Annotated in this window: 13 protein-coding genes and 1 pseudogene; 2 read left to right on the top strand and 12 right to left on the bottom strand. The window is 51.6% G+C overall.

The window, feature by feature from the left end; genetic code table 11:
* The first annotated feature begins 2 nt into the window (after positions 1 to 2).
* Both HUN05_11455 and HUN05_11460 read left to right on the top strand, forming a co-directional pair.
* Positions 3 to 977: an ABC transporter ATP-binding protein gene (locus HUN05_11455; GenBank protein WDP85670.1), complete on the top strand. Its 975-nt coding sequence runs from the start codon at positions 3 to 5 to the stop codon at positions 975 to 977.
* Positions 970 to 1,791: an ABC transporter ATP-binding protein gene (locus HUN05_11460; protein ID WDP85671.1), complete on the top strand. Its 822-nt coding sequence runs from the start codon at positions 970 to 972 to the stop codon at positions 1,789 to 1,791. The genes HUN05_11455 and HUN05_11460 overlap by 8 nt, the downstream gene beginning before the upstream one ends.
* Positions 1,792 to 1,802: 11 nt before the next feature.
* On the opposite strand, the gene HUN05_11465 is transcribed toward HUN05_11460, so the two are convergent.
* The 12 genes and pseudogenes from HUN05_11465 to HUN05_11520 form a co-directional block, all read right to left on the bottom strand.
* Positions 1,803 to 2,855 (bottom strand): hypothetical protein, encoded by a 1,053-nt coding sequence (locus tag HUN05_11465; GenBank protein ID WDP85672.1) that lies wholly within the window; start codon positions 2,853 to 2,855, stop codon positions 1,803 to 1,805.
* Between the two features lie 4 nt (positions 2,856 to 2,859).
* Entirely contained in the window at positions 2,860 to 3,357 is a 498-nt protein-coding gene (locus tag HUN05_11470) for a hypothetical protein (protein ID WDP85673.1), read from the bottom strand.
* Between the two features lie 16 nt (positions 3,358 to 3,373).
* On the bottom strand, positions 3,374 to 4,039 hold the full coding sequence (locus tag HUN05_11475; protein ID WDP85674.1) for a hypothetical protein: 666 nt from the start codon (positions 4,037 to 4,039) through the stop codon (positions 3,374 to 3,376).
* A 27-nt stretch (positions 4,040 to 4,066) separates the two neighbouring features.
* Positions 4,067 to 5,866, bottom strand: coding sequence for a hypothetical protein (locus tag HUN05_11480; protein WDP85675.1), 1,800 nt, complete (start codon positions 5,864 to 5,866; stop codon positions 4,067 to 4,069).
* A gap of 10 nt (positions 5,867 to 5,876) precedes the next feature.
* Positions 5,877 to 7,466 carry an SUMF1/EgtB/PvdO family nonheme iron enzyme gene (locus tag HUN05_11485; protein ID WDP88038.1) on the bottom strand — a complete coding sequence of 530 codons (1,590 nt, stop codon included), beginning with the start codon at positions 7,464 to 7,466 and terminating at the stop codon, positions 5,877 to 5,879.
* Positions 7,466 to 9,109 carry an ABC transporter permease gene (locus HUN05_11490; protein WDP85676.1) on the bottom strand — a complete coding sequence of 548 codons (1,644 nt, stop codon included), beginning with the start codon at positions 9,107 to 9,109 and terminating at the stop codon, positions 7,466 to 7,468. The genes HUN05_11485 and HUN05_11490 overlap by 1 nt, the downstream gene beginning before the upstream one ends.
* Positions 9,110 to 9,121: 12 nt before the next feature.
* A complete protein-coding gene (locus HUN05_11495) occupies positions 9,122 to 9,268 on the bottom strand; it encodes a hypothetical protein (protein WDP85677.1) in 147 nt (48 codons plus the stop codon).
* Positions 9,265 to 9,993: an ATP-binding cassette domain-containing protein gene (locus tag HUN05_11500; protein WDP85678.1), complete on the bottom strand. Its 729-nt coding sequence runs from the start codon at positions 9,991 to 9,993 to the stop codon at positions 9,265 to 9,267. The genes HUN05_11495 and HUN05_11500 overlap by 4 nt, the downstream gene beginning before the upstream one ends.
* Before the next feature lie 79 nt (positions 9,994 to 10,072).
* Positions 10,073 to 12,199, bottom strand: a pseudogene (locus HUN05_11505) (VWA domain-containing protein).
* A 188-nt stretch (positions 12,200 to 12,387) separates the two neighbouring features.
* The gene (locus tag HUN05_11510) at positions 12,388 to 13,239 is read right to left on the bottom strand and encodes an EamA family transporter (GenBank protein ID WDP85679.1); all 852 of its coding nucleotides are present in this window, start codon (positions 13,237 to 13,239) and stop codon (positions 12,388 to 12,390) included.
* Positions 13,240 to 13,323: 84 nt separating this feature from the next.
* Positions 13,324 to 14,208 carry a sodium:calcium symporter gene (locus HUN05_11515; GenBank protein WDP85680.1) on the bottom strand — a complete coding sequence of 295 codons (885 nt, stop codon included), beginning with the start codon at positions 14,206 to 14,208 and terminating at the stop codon, positions 13,324 to 13,326.
* Positions 14,209 to 14,407: 199 nt separating this feature from the next.
* Positions 14,408 to 16,000: a hypothetical protein gene (locus tag HUN05_11520; protein ID WDP85681.1), complete on the bottom strand. Its 1,593-nt coding sequence runs from the start codon at positions 15,998 to 16,000 to the stop codon at positions 14,408 to 14,410.
* Positions 16,001 to 16,036: the final 36 nt, after the last annotated feature.

A 16,036-nucleotide genomic window follows, 5' to 3' on the forward strand; every position in this document is an offset into this window, starting at 1 on the left:
CCATGGCTTTGCTTTCAGTAAAAAATTTAACCATCGGCTATGAGACCCCAAACGGGATGGTTACGGCAGTGGACAATATCTGTTTTGACCTTGAAAAGGGACGGCCCTTAGGTTTTGTGGGGGAATCAGGGTGTGGGAAAACCACCATTGGCATGGCCCTTATGGGTCTGCTTCCGGATAATGGGAAAATTCTTGGGGGCAGCATTGAATTTGACGGCAAGGACCTGGCCGCCCTGATCGAAGCCCAATGGCAAAAGGTCCGGGGAAAGGATGTGGCCATGATTTTCCAGGCGGCCATGAATGCCCTGAACCCGGTATACAGGATTGACGACCAGATCAAAGAAGTCATTGTCACCCACCAGCCGGATATTTTGGATTCGGAGTTGAACCGGCAGATGAAAGCCTTGTTTGATCTTGTGGAAATTCCCATGGACAGGATCCATGACTATCCCCATGAATACTCCGGCGGGATGAAACAGCGGTTGATCATTGCCATGGCCCTGGCCTGTTCCCCCCAGCTGATTATTGCGGACGAGCCCACACCGGCCCTGGATGTCATTGTACAGGACCAGATTTTAAAAGGGTTGAAAAAGATTCAGAAAAAGATGAAGACCGGTTTGATATTTATCTCCCACGACATTGCCGTGGTGGCCTCAATCTGTCAAGATATCTGCGTGATGTACGGCGGTCAGATTGTCGAGATGGGACCGGGCAAAGAGGTATTTTCTTCTCCGAGTCATCCGTATACCAAAACCCTTTTGGGATCCTATCTCAGCCTTGATAACGAGGATCGTATTGTTATCCCTGATATGCGGGAAGCCCCGGACCTGACCATGAGAAGCGGAGACTGCAGGTTTGCGGCCAATTGCAGTTCATGTTCAGACGGCTGCGGTAAGGCCCCGCAATGGATAAACCTTTCACCCACCCATAAAGCCCTGTGCTGTGAACCGGGGATTTACAGGAAAACTTATGAATAGTTATGAGCCAGGCGGTCCCTTGATTGAAATGAAAGGGGTGACCAAGGAGTACACGCCCAGAAAACATTTTTTCTCAAGATCGGAAAATAAGGTCCTGGCCCTGAACGCCATTGATCTTTCCATCCAAAAAGGGGAGATTTTCGGTCTGGTGGGTCAGAGCGGTTCCGGCAAGACCACCACGGGAAGACTTTTGGTGAAACTTGAAAATCCCACCCGGGGAAAGATCCGGCTCAACGGGGAACTGATCAATGCTCTTAGGGGCAAAGCCCTGCATGAGTTTCGGTCAAAGGTTCAGATGATATTCCAGGATCCCTACCAGTCCCTCAATCCCCATCTGTCCATTGCCCAGACCATTTTAGAACCTTTGGAGGTCCACAGAATAGGCAACAGGGAAAGCCGCAATCAAAAGGTGATAGAGACCTTGGAGACCGTAGGGCTCATGCCGGGTGAGGCTTTTTATGACCGATACCCCCACCAATTATCCGGGGGCCAGCGCCAGCGGGTGGCCATTGCCCGTGCCATTGTTCTGGAACCTGAGTTTATCGTGGCAGATGAACCCACCTCCATGCTGGACGCCACCATTGCCATTCAATTGTTTGGGCTGCTTAAAAATATCCGGGATAAATTCAACATGACCTTTTTGTTTATCACCCATAATCTGGCCGCTGCAAAATATCTTTGCGACCGGGTCGGGGTGATCAATGAGGGACATATTGTGGAGGTGAACACGGCCCGGCAGATCATTCAAAATCCGGAACACCCCTATACCAAAAAACTCATCCAGGTCCAGCCCGGGTTCAATTATTCAGGTTAAATCCAGCCCCTTTATTTCAACTTTTCCTGTGTGATCCCGGCCCAGGCAGTGTTTTTCGGCTGGATCTCAACCCTGGGCGCAAGTCCCTTGGTTTGCCAAAAAATATGTCCGGGACCGTATAATCTGCCCCGGCTGATGACCAGGGCAGACCCGTCGGACAGGACCACAACTTTCTGGGTCATGGCTTTCCCATGGCTTGGGGTGCCGAAATTTAAAGCGGTATGATGACCTACTAGGGCGGCAATGAGCACTTCTGAGGCAGAGGCTGTGAAGCTGTTTTGCCATATGGCTATTTTTCGGCCAGTCCATATCCGGCCCTTGGCGTGATAGTCAATTTTTCCCTGGTTGGTTTCCAGGGTCATGATTTTACTGCCCAAGGGTAGAAAAAGTCCTGCAATATCCACGGCTGCAAAAAGATCGCCTCCCGGATTGTTGCGCAGGTCCAGGACCAGCCGGGCCGTTTTCGGTACAGAGGCCAAAACGGCCTTTATCTGGGCCAGGGTCTGGGACGAAAAATGACTGATGCGGACAATGAAAAGGCCATTCTGGGTGCTTTGCCAGACCGACTGGTCTGTCATGGGGTATCGCTTGATGGTCAACTCTTTTGTACGGGTGTTGTGAGCAATTTTTAATTTGACTTGGGTGTTTTTTTCCCCCCGGATTTGGGTGCCCACCCAGTAGATGGATCTGCCGGCAACGGGTTGGTCATCCACCCCAATAAGCTCATCCCCCTGTTGAACACCCGCAGTAAGGGCCTGGCTCAAAGGCCTTGGCAGGCAGTAAAACCGGCCGTTTCTTTCAAGTATTTCCATACCGATACCGTGAAAGGCAAAGTTTTGGGCCTGTTTCCAGGCCTTGTACTCTTTGGCGGATAAATATCGGCCATAGGGATCATGGCTTTGCATATAGGCCTTGATGGCTGCCGTGGTCGTCTGTCCGGCCCCGGGCGAATCAAGGCTGAGTTTTTTGATTTGGGTTGTTGCCTCAAAAAAGATGCGCATGGCCTGGACCATGGAAGCCTGCCACAGGATAAGTCCTGCCATGGGTATGGTGATAAACCGCATCTGCCTACAAGGCGCTCAAGGCCTCGGCCTCTTTTAAAAGTTCATCCATACGTTGCTGCAGTTGGGCGATTTTAGCCTGCTTGGCGGCATCAGACGTTTTGGAGTTGTTGGTTTTGATAGTATGGTTGCGAAAATTGCCGACCTCTTCCAACAGCCGCTTTAACTCTTTTTCCTGTTGGGCATTGGCCGCTTTTGTCTGTTCAAGCTCTTTTTGCAGTTTGCCGCTTTCATTGTACAAGGCTGCAAGTTTGGTTTTCATGGCCTCGTGTTGGGCCTGTTTTTCCTGCTGGGTCAGCTCCAGCGCCTGGCCCTCTTGTTTTGCCTGGGCAGTATCGGCCTCGGTGGTCTCAAGGGTTGATTTTCTGTCGTCAATCCGTTTTTCGTAGGCCTTTGGATTATAGCTGAACAGTCCTCCCTTGCGGGGGTCGGTCTCGGTGGAAACACAGCCTCCGACCAAAGAGAGGATAATAAGAGAGCCAATGGCGGGTAAAAGAAACTTCATCTATCTATCTCCTCATTTAAACGGACATGCGTCCGGAAAGGCCTGCCAGGTCTTCACTATGCTGTGCAAGTTCGCTGATCAGGGTCTCCAGCTTTGCAATTTCAGCATCCAGATCCTTGGACTGGTTATTGGGTGTATTGGGGTCTAACTGGGCCATGGCCTGTTTTTGGGAATCCAGCTCAAATTGTGCCCTGGAAAGTTTTTCATTGGTGGTTTTTAAGGCCAGCTCAATGTCCTTTTTTTCAGCCAGCAACCGTTCTTTGCTGGTTTGACGGGCAGTATACTGCTGTTCGAGTTTTTGGGTTTCAGCATCCAGAATTGCAATATCAGACCGAATTTTTTCATTGTATGCCAGGGTCTCCTGGTTCACCTTTTGGGCGCTGGCAATGCATTGGTCCAGCCAGTCTTCTTCTTTGGCATATTCAGCTTTTTTGGAGGCCACATGGTCTCCATAGGCATACCCTGCAGCCCCGCCGGCCACAGCGCCAACAGCAGCACCGATCAGGGCACCCTTGGAGTCCCCTCCGACCAGGGCGCCGACCAGGGCACCGAGAACCGCCCCTGTGCCCGCTCCCACAGCCGTGCCCTCATTCCGGGTCCTCTGGCCGTCCTGGGTGGTGCCTGTGGTGGTGCATCCCACCATTAATGCCAAAACAAGAACTACAGCAATCACATGAAACATAACTCATACTCCTTTTTGTTATTGGCCTTATCTTTCGACTGGAACGATAAGGGATTTATTATGATCAAAGCGTATTAAAAGCTCCAATTGTTTTTTTCCCCGGGCAATGGTGTGGTTGTCCTGAACCCAGAGATCAAGTTTTTCTCTGTCCTTGCCCAAAGGGTAGTGAATAGACCCGTCAGTCTGAGTGATGGGTTTGTTTTTTTTCGTTACCCCCATCAGCCAGGCAAAATTGCCGCTTTGTGTATCCCAGATCAAGGCTTTTGTATCGGCCTCCCTGAGCTCAAGCCCGGTGATGGTCTGGTCCGGGGCCTGGATTTCCAGTCTCAGCCGGCTGTCAGGAGAACCGTTTCCCCGAAAGGCCTCATTTCTGCCCACAAAGTCGCCAAAGCCTTTTTTCAGTTTCAGGCTGGTCTTGCCTGTGTCAGGCGTTTGGGTTGGTTGGGTTTCAGGGGCCGGGACAGGTGGGACCACCCCCTCAGCCGGTTCGGTTTTTACCGCCTGGGTTTTTTGTTCTGCCGGTTCGTACTCTTTTTGGGGGATATTGGCGGGTGCATAATCCAATTGCCCGCTGCCAAGGTCCCCAACTTCGGGTATATGGGCCGCAGGTCCTGCCGATATGGCCGGGACATCTGATTTTCCCTGATCTATTTTTATTGAGCTTAACGAGGCCTCCAGAATATCGGCATATTTGTCATCCTTGAGAACCGTTGCAATGCCGAGCACCTTGCCGTCAGAGGGCTTATCTTCAAACAGGATTAGTTTTGCCGCAACTTTTCCCTCTTTAACCTTTCCCGTATATTGGACCGCAGAAAGTCCTGAGATCTCTATTGTTTTCTTTTCAATCTCTGTCATGTATTTGAGCTGTTTTTCCCCGCCTTCTTCCCTGACCACAGTGATGCCTGCCAGGTTGTCACCCACTTCAAACCTGCCGTTTCCATTTCGGGTTTGGCTATCCCAGGTGGTTGGGACCTGGAGGCTGACCACCCCAAGGTCATGGGTTTTCCAGGGCGGGGGCACGGCAATGGAAGCAGGACAGGAAATGGGCTCATCATCCTCTCCAAATTCCTGGCCGCAGACGGGCAGGGCAAGCCAGGCCACCCTTCGCTCTATCCACCCTTCCCGGTTCCATCCGTCATTGACTTTCCCGTTAATAATCATATCTCTTTTGACTCTGTAGGAAAGGCTGAGTTCCAGGACCACGGGGGCTGTCAGTTCCAGGCCGTATTTATCTTCAACAATGGACGGGATCCAGCTGATCTCCATGGTATCCTTGTTTTCAATCAGGCTGATTTTTTCTTTGTCCTCGTCAACAATGAGATCTCCTTCATTGCTGAGGATTCTGACATGGAAGAATCGTTTGATGACCTGGTACCTGACCTGGCTGCCCGGCCCCTCCATTCCGGACAGGGGCATGGTGATCTCTTGGGGCTTGGGGGCCAGCAGTTTGATTTTTACCGGGGTGCCCAGACGCTGGATTGCCGTCAGCCGAATAAAAGGGGTTTTATAAAGTTTAGCATCATTGGGGTTGTACTCAACCGCCCGTTTCATGCCCCTGTCCTTGTACTCATCCCAGAAATATCGGGCCACGGGGTTGTCCTGGGGCAAGGGTCCCCGCAGCCCCTGGGTTTCAATGGCCACGGGCAGTTTGAGTTCAAATTTTGGAGGACCTGATTTTTTGTTCAACTCATAGTCGAAAAAAACAATATCTTCCAGGGCCAAGGCCTCCACAGGGTCTCCCTGTTCCAGGGCATGACAGGGCACTTTGATCAAGAGGGTAAACAGGATCAACAGGTTGAGCGTGAGTATGGTTTTAAATGTTTTCAAAAAAGCCTCCTTATATGCCTAGGGTACTTAACTCTTTTTGCCAGTTTTCAGGGGACGTCCGTTTGGTTTTAACAAGGGTGTCAAGATGCTTTTCAACCAGTTTGGCCACATTCATCTGCTGGGCTGCATCATTTTCCAGTAAGAATTTTAAATACCTGTTTCCACCGGCCTGTCTGGCCTTTGGGTCCAAGGTCTCAAGCTGCCGCAATGAGGCTGAATAATTGTCCATGGCCTGGGAGATATTGGCCAGAATTTCCTGGTTCCGGGTTTCAAGTTTTTCTTTCATGGCCGCACGTTTCCCTGCGGCGGCAGCCGTGATCAATTTTTGTATGGTCGGCAGTTTTTTGCTCTCAAGGTAGATAAAAAATCCTCTTTCAGCCGCGATTTTAAACCAGGCATAGGCTGTCTCAACATCGGCTTTGGCCTGGATAAACCTGACATCTGCCATAATGCCTTTGAGCCGGCCAAGTTCCTGGAGCATCCGGGCATCCTCACCGGCCATTTTTTCAAGGCGGGCCAGGTATTCTCCGGCCTGGTCAATGCTGACCTGGCTTTTCTGGCTGGTGGGGGCTGTGCTCACTGCCGCCGGCGTGGCAGCGCCGCTCCCTGTTCTGTAGCTGTCCCAGGCCTCTGCATAGGCCTGGGCGGCAGTACGGTCTCCAAAGACCACGGCGGCCATCACAGGGCGCAACCCCATGGTGGCTTTTTGATTGGGGCTGGGCGGTTTACTGCCCCTTGCAATGTAAAAGGGTTCTTCGGTTCGCAGGCTGGTGCGCATTTTTTTTTCCGACGTCAGATAATGCCCTCCCCGGGCAACAAACCCGCCTGGCCGGCCCTGGTAATACTCGATCATGTACAGGTCGCGGGTGATTTCAGAGACATTGCCCAGCATATCGTGAAGGCCCAGGGGATTGGGCTGGAGAAGACCTATGCCTTTAATTTTACCATGGCTGGACTTGGGGCCTGCAAACCATTCGCAGGCGCTCAGTCTTTGGGTGTACGGAATCCGCCGGTCAAAGGCATCGTTTGAGACCATGGCCCCTCCCCTTGCGGCAAATTCCCATTCCGCTTCGGAGGGCAGGCGGACAAAGCCTGTGCTGGCACCTGATTTTGGCAGTTGATCCAGGGCATTGGCAAACAGCCATTGGTTTAACTTGTCCATAAATTGCTGTGCCTCAAACCAGGTAAGGTTTGAAACAGGTTTGTCAGCAGTCTTTTCATCCATGCCGGGCCGGTCCATGACCGCTGCCCATTGTCCCTGGTTGACCTCATATTTGGCCATATAATAAAACCAGTCTTTTCCGGATTTGCTCTGCCCTAAAAAAGAGCCGGAAAGGCTCACTTGAGTAGGGTGTTCCTTAAACCCGCCGTCAGGATCACCCATGCGAAAGCTGCGCTGGGCAAAGGGTTGATCTCCCTGGCCGATGAATACCGGTCTGAAAACCATCTGCCGGTTCTGGGGCAGGGGGATGATAAAATCATTTTGGGCAGGGCTGGGATTGTCCACGGTCTTTTGGGCAAAGGCCGGCAGGGCACAGGAAAAGGTCAGGGACAAGGCCAGAAATAATATCGAGAAAAAAAAGGCTTTAGGGTTAATCATCATTCATCCCTTAGGGCCTCGGCCGGATCTATGGTGATGACCCGGAAGGCCGCGAGTGCGGTAGCGGTTTGTCCCAGAAAGATCACCCCGGATGCCGCATAGGCCAGGTGATCCCAGCCCAGGCGGCAAACACTTTCACCCGCAGCCAGTTGGGAAGAAAAAAGCTGGTTGATTAAACCGGCCATGCCCATATAAAAGCCTGAGGCAAGGATTAAGCCGCCCATGGACAGGAAAAACGCCTGGAAAAGGGGGAAACTCAGCAGGGCATTTTGACCGAACCCGATGAGACCCAGCACCCCCAAATCCCTGCGTTTGCGTTCAACCGAGGCATACAGGCTTGCGGTCAGCGAACCGGCCCCGTCCAAAACGCCGCCAATGGCGATGAGCCAGAATATCATGCCCAGGTTTTGGTCCAGTGCCTGAATATCCCGGATCCGTTCCGCCTCTGTGTGGACAGGGATCCCCTGTGCTTCAAAGGTCTCCTTTAAGGGGGCAACATCCTCAAGGGTTTTGGCATAAAGCCTGAACGCAGCATACCCTCTTCGTTTTAAAATAAATTTATCTTCCCGGTCTAGCCAGGAGATCTGCCGCCTTTGGCTTAAGTTTAAAATGCCGGCAAGCTCCGGCGGCACCAGAACCTGACCCTCCCGGGAAACCAGGGGGTGCTGTGGGATCACCGGGATACTGAGTCCGGAGTCGGATACGAGTTGATCTTCCGGCTTTATTTTAAAGTCTTTGGGCAGAATCGTTTGGCGCCAGCCAGGGCCCATGGGCAGGTTTTGGGCCCAAGGGGTATCAGATTCCAGGGTATGGGGCAATGCAAACAGGGTCATGGCTTTGTTGCCAAGCATGATTTGAGTGGGCTTTACCCAGGGCAGCACCAGAGCATTTTTCCCCCTTAGCCTGCGGCCGGCCGTGGTGAGTACTTCTTTTCCCAGGGCATTTTGGGTGCTGATAATATAGATATGTTTTTTGTGGGTTAATGTATAGCCCAGGGTGTTGAGCTGTCGGTCTTGAGCCAGTTTTTCCACCCTGCTCAAACCTGTGCCTGAAATCAGTTTGACCTTGAGTACGGGATCCATGGGGGTATCAAGTCCTACAACCACACCGTCATACACAGGTTTGGCCAGAGGAACCGCACCTTTCCATCCAAATTTGCTCACGGCCTGTCCATCTTTAAATCCTTCTATGTCCTCTAAAAGACTTAGGGGAAAATACACAAGATCCCGGGCCGTTGCCCTGGGATCAAGCACCCCTGAGATGGTCAGGCGGGTCTGGCCGGTTTCAAACTGACTGCCCTTTAAGCGTTTCACAATCAGTTGTATTTTGTCCCCGGTGCCGGCTTTTAATTTTCGGGCGGTTTCCGTGGACACCACACATTGGCCGTCCAGGGGAGGCGCGGCATTGTTTTCAATTAAAAGCGGGTCATTGAGCGCTGTGGGCTGTGCTTCCAAGGAGAGTTTGCCGGTTTTAGATTTAAGCTGCACACTGGCGGAAATACTCCGGGTGGTGGGCACAAGAAAATCAACTCTGGGATCGGTTTGGAGTCTTTCCAGCCAATCCGGGGTAAAAGAACGGCTGACCATGGGACGGATCTCACGGTTTCGGGGATCCTGGAGCAGCCGGGATCTCAATGTTTCCATGGTTCCGTTTTTTTAACCGAACAAGAGCAGAAGGGGGCCGACCACGGCTGCCACGGCCAGAAACAGGCAGAGGCTTAGGATCCATTCATGCTTAAGATCAGCCCATGCCAGGCTTGGGACCAGGCCAGGGCGCCAGGTCTTTTTGTCTTGGCCAGTCATAGGCATTTTTGTTCCTCTAAGGTCGAACGGGTTAAATCAGCGGTTTTGCGCTCCACCTTAAAGTTGAAGACCCGGTCCACCCGCCCCCTGATCAGGGATGTGTCATGGGTGACCATGATGGTGGTGGTGCAGGATTTGCGGCTCAGTTGTCTGAACTGGTCCCGGATTTCCACAGCAGTGAGTTCATCCACGGCTGCGGTGGGCTCGTCTGCCAGGACAATTTGGGGGGCATGAATCAAGGCCCTTGCAATGGCCACCCTCTGGTGCTGGCCGCCTGACAGAAATCCGGGCAGTTTATCCAGCTGTTCTTCTATGCTCAGGTCCTGGGTTATGGCATTGACCTGGCCCTGGTCTTTTTGTCTGTTTAAACGCAAAGGCAGCAAGATGTTTTCACGGACACTTAAAAAGGGAAGCAACCCGCCGGTCTGGAGCACATAACCGATGTGCCGGCCCCGGATTTTGGCAAGATCTGCCTGGCCAAGACAGGTTAAGTCAATGGGGGTTTCATTGGCTGTGATGAAAAACTGATCGATTTTTTTAGGCTTGAGCACCAGGCCTAGAATATCTAAAAGCGTTGATTTCCCACATCCTGAGGGGCCGACCAGGGCAATAAATTGCCCCGGGACAAGATCCAGCTCGGGAACCACCAGTTCAAATCGGACTCCGGCCTGGGAACGGGTATGGTTAAGTTGCCTTAACCGGAGCACCGTCTGGGTCCTGGCCATTATGCCGACTCCAAACCCGGAGTGTGTAGAATCATAAAATATATCTCCGGAACCTTTAAAATTTTATGATATTTTCGGGTTATGGGAGCAGCTTCAGACTGACAGGGTAGACATGCTCGTCTGAATCATCTTCCGGGTTAAGGGCGACCCAGCCTTCGGGCCTGTCATGGATGGACTGATAGGCCTGGATTTTGGCTTCCAGTTCATTTAAAAATTCATCCTGTTCATCCACAGATCGTTGTTCATGCTCATAAGACTGCTCTTATAGGGCAGGCCTGAAAGAAATTCAGGAATCAGACCGGTATCTGCCATGGTTTTGGCATTTTTGATCAAATTGGGATCACGGGAAGCCGCAGCAGAGGTGGCCTGCAGGGCGCTGAAAAAATCTTCCCCCCCGATCTGGCCCCTGCGTCCTGCTGCCATGACTTCTTTTAAAATGGTGTTCAAAGAGTCGAGCTGGCGCTTGTTGATCAGGAGCCTGACCTCCATGGCCTGGATTCCGGGGTGATCAGGTCTTTGTTTGTGGCATAGGCAACAATGTCCCTGGGCGCCGGTCTGTTTTCCGATCCATTCCACCATGGCGGCCTTGACCATCTGAAAGGCCAGATCCTGGGCACTGGGGTCTTCTTGATAGTCCTGGGTTTGGGTCGGCAAGGCCTGGGCCCGAGCAGAGGGGGCTGCCGGGAGAACCGTGCCTTCTGCGGCCGGGGCCGCCCCTGGACCTGGTTCCTGGCTGAGGGCTGCTTCTTCGCTGAAAGAGGCCTGGGTGATCGGTGAGTCACCCAGGGCTTGGTCTGTATTGCCCTGCTTGACAGCGCTGAGCATGGTGGTCAGGGCATAGGTGATCTCTTGGGCGATCCGGGTGAATCCTGGAAGATCTTCAGAACTGACAGAGTAGTAGGCGCTTTCACCCTGCATACCCGGGTTGGCACTCAACTCCATGAACTGCATCCGGGCGGGTTCATGGTATTTTTTAGCCCTGGGCGCTTTTACATGCATGGCATAAAGATAGATGGAAAAATCATCGGAAATGGCGCGCAAGGTCTGGGTGGACTGGCCTGAGACATTGTACTTGTGACCGGTGTCATGGCCCGGGGCATCTCCTAACAGCACAACAATGCGGATGGCCCCGTCTGTCCAGGCGGTCTGGGAAATGGCGTCGCTGATGCCGCTGAATACATCTTCGGCATAGTCATCAGAGTCCGTGGTGGTCACATCCACCTGGGAGAGCACATCTACAAATTCATTGGGGCGGCAGCAGATCCGGGGTGTAGTTGTGGGTGGTATAGCCGATCCCCGGGATTTGATCCACAGGGTCACGATAGCCCCAAACCCCGAACCGAAGACTTTGGGCGGTTGCCGGGTCTGATCCAAGGTCCTGAACCACCTGCTTGACAACATCCAGGGTGGCTTGAATATAGGGGCGCATGGACACGGTGGTGTCCGAGACAAAGACCACATCCATATTCATGGCCTTTAAAACGCTGGCGCTTGCCTGGGCTGCCTCCTGGTTGGCTTCGTCCAGATAGGCGTTATTCAGGCTGATATCTGTGGACTGCCGTGCATCAGGGCCCTGGGCCGTGGCCGCGGCAATTTGAACCAGCCGTCCTTCCCGGCCGTCAATTTCCAGCTCCTCAAACGAGAGAATCGGCAGCAGATAAAATTGGCTTGCAATGTCCACGGCCTGTTTGGGTTCGACCGAACGGATGGGGAAATCTTCCGGAATCTCTTTTGTTTCAAGGGCAGTGTAGAGTTTTTCCACTTCAAGTGCTCTGGATTGGGCATCCTGGACAACAATATCTGCCAGGGGTTTTTTCTGGGCAAACATGAGCACGGGGTTGCGGCCCTCGGGATGGGTATAGGCAAGACACATGGTCTGTTTCCACTCAAACACATCTTTGGCCTGCATCCACCCCAGCACATTGCCCCGGTTGTCCGCACCGATTTCATACCACCCGTCCTGGAGTTCTATGTCTTCGGCACTTGGCCTGGCATACACATAATAGGGCTGAAATGCAGGCACATTTTCTTTGACAGTGGTGCTGGTGATATCTTTAGTCGAATAGATGTTGGAAAAGGGTCTGGCAAGGACGCGTAAGGGCAGTATGCTTTTTCCCTCGATGGGCACGGGTTTGCGCCTTTCTGCCGCGAAAGCCGGCATGGCCAGACTCAGAATGATGAACAGCCAGAGACCTTTTTTAAACATAACATCAAGCTCCTATTCAATTGGGACGATTTTAGGGGGGAACACCTCTTGTATAAACAGTATTCACAGGCTCTATAAAAGAATGGCCTAGTGTCATTCTTGCCATAGTTTTTTTATCGTAAGGCCTTTGCCTTTGTCAAGGAAGAGTATGAATGAAAAGATCAAATTTTTAAAGGGGGCTGGATTTTTTAGTTTTTCACGATGGTGAGAACCACGGCCAGAATGATGAGGCTTGCCCCCATATATCCGAAAAAGGTGAAATATTCCCCCAGAAAAAAATAGGCGGTGACTGCGGCGACCACAGGCTCCATTGTGGCCACAATGGAGGCCTTTCCCGTTTCCAGATGCTTTAATCCCCGGTAATAGCAGATATTGGCAAGAAAGGTGGAGACAAGGGAAACCCCGGCAAGCGCAGCCCAGGCCACCGGGGTTTTATGGACAAACTCAACAAAGGGCAAAATGCCCAAAACACCGATGGGCAAAAGCCATAAAAAAAGGTTGGCGCTGGAATACCGGCCGGAAAAATATTTCCCCATGGTATAGTAAAGGGAATAGCAGAATCCTGCGGTCAGGCCTGAAAGCACGGCCATCAGGGTCAAAGGGGTGCCTGACTGGGTATTGCCCCCGGTTTTTGATATGAGAAAAACCCCTGAAATCACTATGAAAACGGACCCAAGCTTGGTCCAGGTCAGTCTTTCCTTGTATATGAAACGAGAAGAGATGACCACCCAGGCCGGGGCCGTATAGAGCAGGACAGAGGCAAAGGCGGCTCCGGCCTGTTTGACGGCAAACTGGTATGAAATATAAAATAAGGATATCCCCAGCAGGGCAAAGACAACCATCAGGGGGGCATCCTTTTTTTTCATGGAGACCTGCTTGGAAACAAGGGCCTGGGCGCCGAAGAAAAACCAGGTGATCAATGCCCGCCAAAAGGCTACTTCCATGGGGCCCAGTCCCTGCTCAAATGCGATTGAGGAAAAAATGCCGATAACGCCCCAGCAGGCGGCGGCCGATAAAATAAATGCATATCCTTTAATCATCTGGTAAGTCATATCAGAAATTTAAGGGTTGAGAAACCCCAAAAGCAGAGGGAGCATATTCCAGAGATCAGGTTCAACCCTTTTTTATAGCTGGATAAATCCTTTGAAAACAAAGACAAAATATCCCACGGCCAGGCCGGCGCCGATGATCCGGGGGATTTTTCCTAAAAGAATGGTAAAGATCAGATGAACACATCCTGCCCCGAGAATGGCAACCATCCCGGGCAGAAAACTTTCTGGCAGATTTATGGGGGTAAACAGGGCATAAAGGCCGATGCACAGGGGAATGCAGATATGGCAGTCCCCCATCTGTGATGAATAGGCAATATCAGATCTTGCCCTGGCTGAATAGTAAAAGGCCAGCAGACCATTGGGGATGACCATGAGAATCCCGCTTAAAAGGCCCAGGTATTTTAGGGACAACAGCCCTTTTTCATGGGTTGTCACCCAGGCGACCAGCCCTTCGATACTGTGAAGGCAGGCCCAGGCGACCAGGCCTGCAAGGATAAGGTCAGCAATCAGGCTGGGGGTCAGGGTGTTGTTTTTTCCAACGTTGGTCTTGAGCAACTCAAAGATATGAATGATCTGCCAGAATAAAAACAGGCCGCAAAGCATGAGTCCGTCGGAAAAATCAAGAACCTTGTCCCTGGAAAGGGTATACACGGCCCCGGTGAAAAAAAGCAGGCCGATGATGGTCAGTACAAGGGAAAAATAGGAGATTCGCTCCTGGGGGGCTTTGGACTTTTTGTTCAGGTGGGTTCCGGTAAACAGGGCGCAGAGGCCCAGGATCAGGGTGAGGTTGGTAACATTGTTGACCATGCAGTTTTCAAGCACAAGACTGCTGGGGCCGTTGGTCCGTCCCATGACAAAGGCAAAGGCAAGGTTGGCAAATCCGGAACAATAGGGCATGACCAGGGTGCCTTCAAACCCTTTTTTTTCAACGGCATTCAGGCGCCAGACCATGACCATGGAGGATACAAGAAAGAGGAGAACAAGCTGGACAGGACCCTGGGCTGTAGCAAAGGAAACTGCCCTGTCAGTCCAGGGGCTGCGTACCAGTGTATCGGTCAGGGATAAAAAAAAGCCCCCACCTCTTTGATCTGATCATTCATGGGAAAAAAAGAGTATCATGATTATGGGTCAAAGGCCAATCAAGGCCAACCCCGGGTCAGGCTTTTTCAAACCAATCGGTTTCAACATTATAAACCGCCTGCCAGTCTTTGACAAACTGCTCACCAGGTCTTGTATCCCCTTTGTGAACAAAGCTCAGGGCATGATATCTGAACAATGCCCAGGCATTCTGATTTGGATCCAAAAATTTTTGGGCCAGGGGGGTATTTAAACCCGCCGTTGTCGTTTTTTGGCTGCGTTGATATTCCTTTCGGGTTAAAAAGGCGATGATGGCCTGTTTTTCCGGCCGGGCTGAGAGATAGGATTTAAGGGCGGCCATGAAAAAGGCGGCTGCAGAGACCCTTGCCTCTGCCACAGGGGTTTTTCGGGTAAAATCAAGATGGGCCTGGATTTTTTCTTTATATTTCGTTTTCTGGGATAAAGAAAGAAAAGAAAAAGGGTGGTTTTTAAGCTGCTCTTTTTTGATCCGCCTGACCACGGACAGGGTCATGTTTTTGCGCTGAATTCTTGCCTTGTCCTCAAAAATTTCAAAATATTCTTTTACGCTTCTCATGCCTGGCGGGGTCAGTTGGTCATCCCCGTTGTCCAGAAGAATGTTTTCCACTTGAACATCCAAAAGCCGGGACAATTGAAATTTTCCCTGTTTACCCTGAACCTCAAGGGGTTTGAAATAGTCGACCAGCAGGGCAGGGCGGCCCAGTTTTTTAACCGGGAAAAAAGGGGTGTCACAGGTCACAGGAATTTTTTTATGCCCAAAGGGATAAAGGGCTGAGGTAAAGGTCGGGATGATGATAAAGGCACCGTCCAGAGAAATCTCCGTGCCGTAAGAGTCCGTGATCGAGGGTTTGACAGATTCAAAATCCTCGTCAAGACAGGCCGGGATCAAAAGGTCGGAACCGGCATGCTGTTTGGAAAAAGTTTGCCCGATATCTGCTTCAAGATCCAGGACCCTGTGCTTGTTTCTGTCGGTCAGGCTCACGGAAAAAGGAATCTTGTCTTTAACCAATTGTCGGACAAGTGTTTGTCTGGCCCTGGGAATTTTAGTCAGCAAACTAAATTGGCAGGGGGCGTTAATGCGTGTCAGGATATGGGTTAGATTCCAGGGGGGATCGGTCCAGTCCAGGGGGTCTGATCCCCCGTAGAGGGCAAGATCGGTATTGTTCAGGTCCAAGAAGGTTTGAATGAACCGTGTTACGGCTGTTTGGGTAAAATGTCCCCTGACCCTTGGCAGGGCCCATTCATTGCACCGCCGGCAATAGCTGGAACATCCTGAGGTCATCTGGAATGTTACTGCATGTTTGAACAGGGGGGCCCACTGCCATTGGGCCAGGCCCAGTTTATTTTCCCAGCCATCATAGTCCAGATAAACCAGGTCTCGTTTCCGGGATTGGTTCCTTAAAAACCTGTAAAGGTCGTTTGATTTTAGTGTGAGATTCTCAAGATCAGGACCTTTGCCCAGGGTGGGGATAAACCGTTTCAGGGCCACCTGGATCTGGCGCAGATGTTTTTCACAGGTTTCTAATATTTTTTCTTTTTTGACCTGTTTAAGAATGGTCTCCAGCAGCGTTGTAACAAGAGACGGGTCTCCCTGGTAAAGGGCTGCCAGCACCCGGTTTTTCAGGGATTCCATGGGGACATCCCGGGTCGGGATGATATGGTTTGAAAA

Source organism: Desulfobacter sp. (assembly GCA_028768545.1).
Taxonomy (GTDB): domain Bacteria; phylum Desulfobacterota; class Desulfobacteria; order Desulfobacterales; family Desulfobacteraceae; genus Desulfobacter.

What these genes read in the sequence shown, in the direction of transcription:
- HUN05_11470 (WDP85673.1), bottom strand. Translation starts at nt 3,357, where the DNA reads ATGAAGTTTCTTTTACCCGCCATTGGCTCTCTTATTATCCTCTCTTTG.
- HUN05_11490 (WDP85676.1), bottom strand. Translation starts at nt 9,109, where the DNA reads ATGGAAACATTGAGATCCCGGCTGCTCCAGGATCCCCGAAACCGTGAG.
- HUN05_11475 (WDP85674.1), bottom strand. Translation starts at nt 4,039, where the DNA reads ATGTTTCATGTGATTGCTGTAGTTCTTGTTTTGGCATTAATGGTGGGA.
- HUN05_11500 (WDP85678.1), bottom strand. Translation starts at nt 9,993, where the DNA reads ATGGCCAGGACCCAGACGGTGCTCCGGTTAAGGCAACTTAACCATACC.
- HUN05_11520 (WDP85681.1), bottom strand. Translation starts at nt 16,000, where the DNA reads ATGGAATCCCTGAAAAACCGGGTGCTGGCAGCCCTTTACCAGGGAGAC.
- HUN05_11460 (WDP85671.1), top strand. Translation starts at nt 970, where the DNA reads ATGAATAGTTATGAGCCAGGCGGTCCCTTGATTGAAATGAAAGGGGTG.
- HUN05_11515 (WDP85680.1), bottom strand. Translation starts at nt 14,208, where the DNA reads ATGGTCATGGTCTGGCGCCTGAATGCCGTTGAAAAAAAAGGGTTTGAA.
- HUN05_11495 (WDP85677.1), bottom strand. Translation starts at nt 9,268, where the DNA reads ATGACTGGCCAAGACAAAAAGACCTGGCGCCCTGGCCTGGTCCCAAGC.
- HUN05_11485 (WDP88038.1), bottom strand. Translation starts at nt 7,466, where the DNA reads ATGATTAACCCTAAAGCCTTTTTTTTCTCGATATTATTTCTGGCCTTG.
- HUN05_11465 (WDP85672.1), bottom strand. Translation starts at nt 2,855, where the DNA reads ATGCGGTTTATCACCATACCCATGGCAGGACTTATCCTGTGGCAGGCT.
- HUN05_11510 (WDP85679.1), bottom strand. Translation starts at nt 13,239, where the DNA reads ATGATTAAAGGATATGCATTTATTTTATCGGCCGCCGCCTGCTGGGGC.
- HUN05_11455 (WDP85670.1), top strand. Translation starts at nt 3, where the DNA reads ATGGCTTTGCTTTCAGTAAAAAATTTAACCATCGGCTATGAGACCCCA.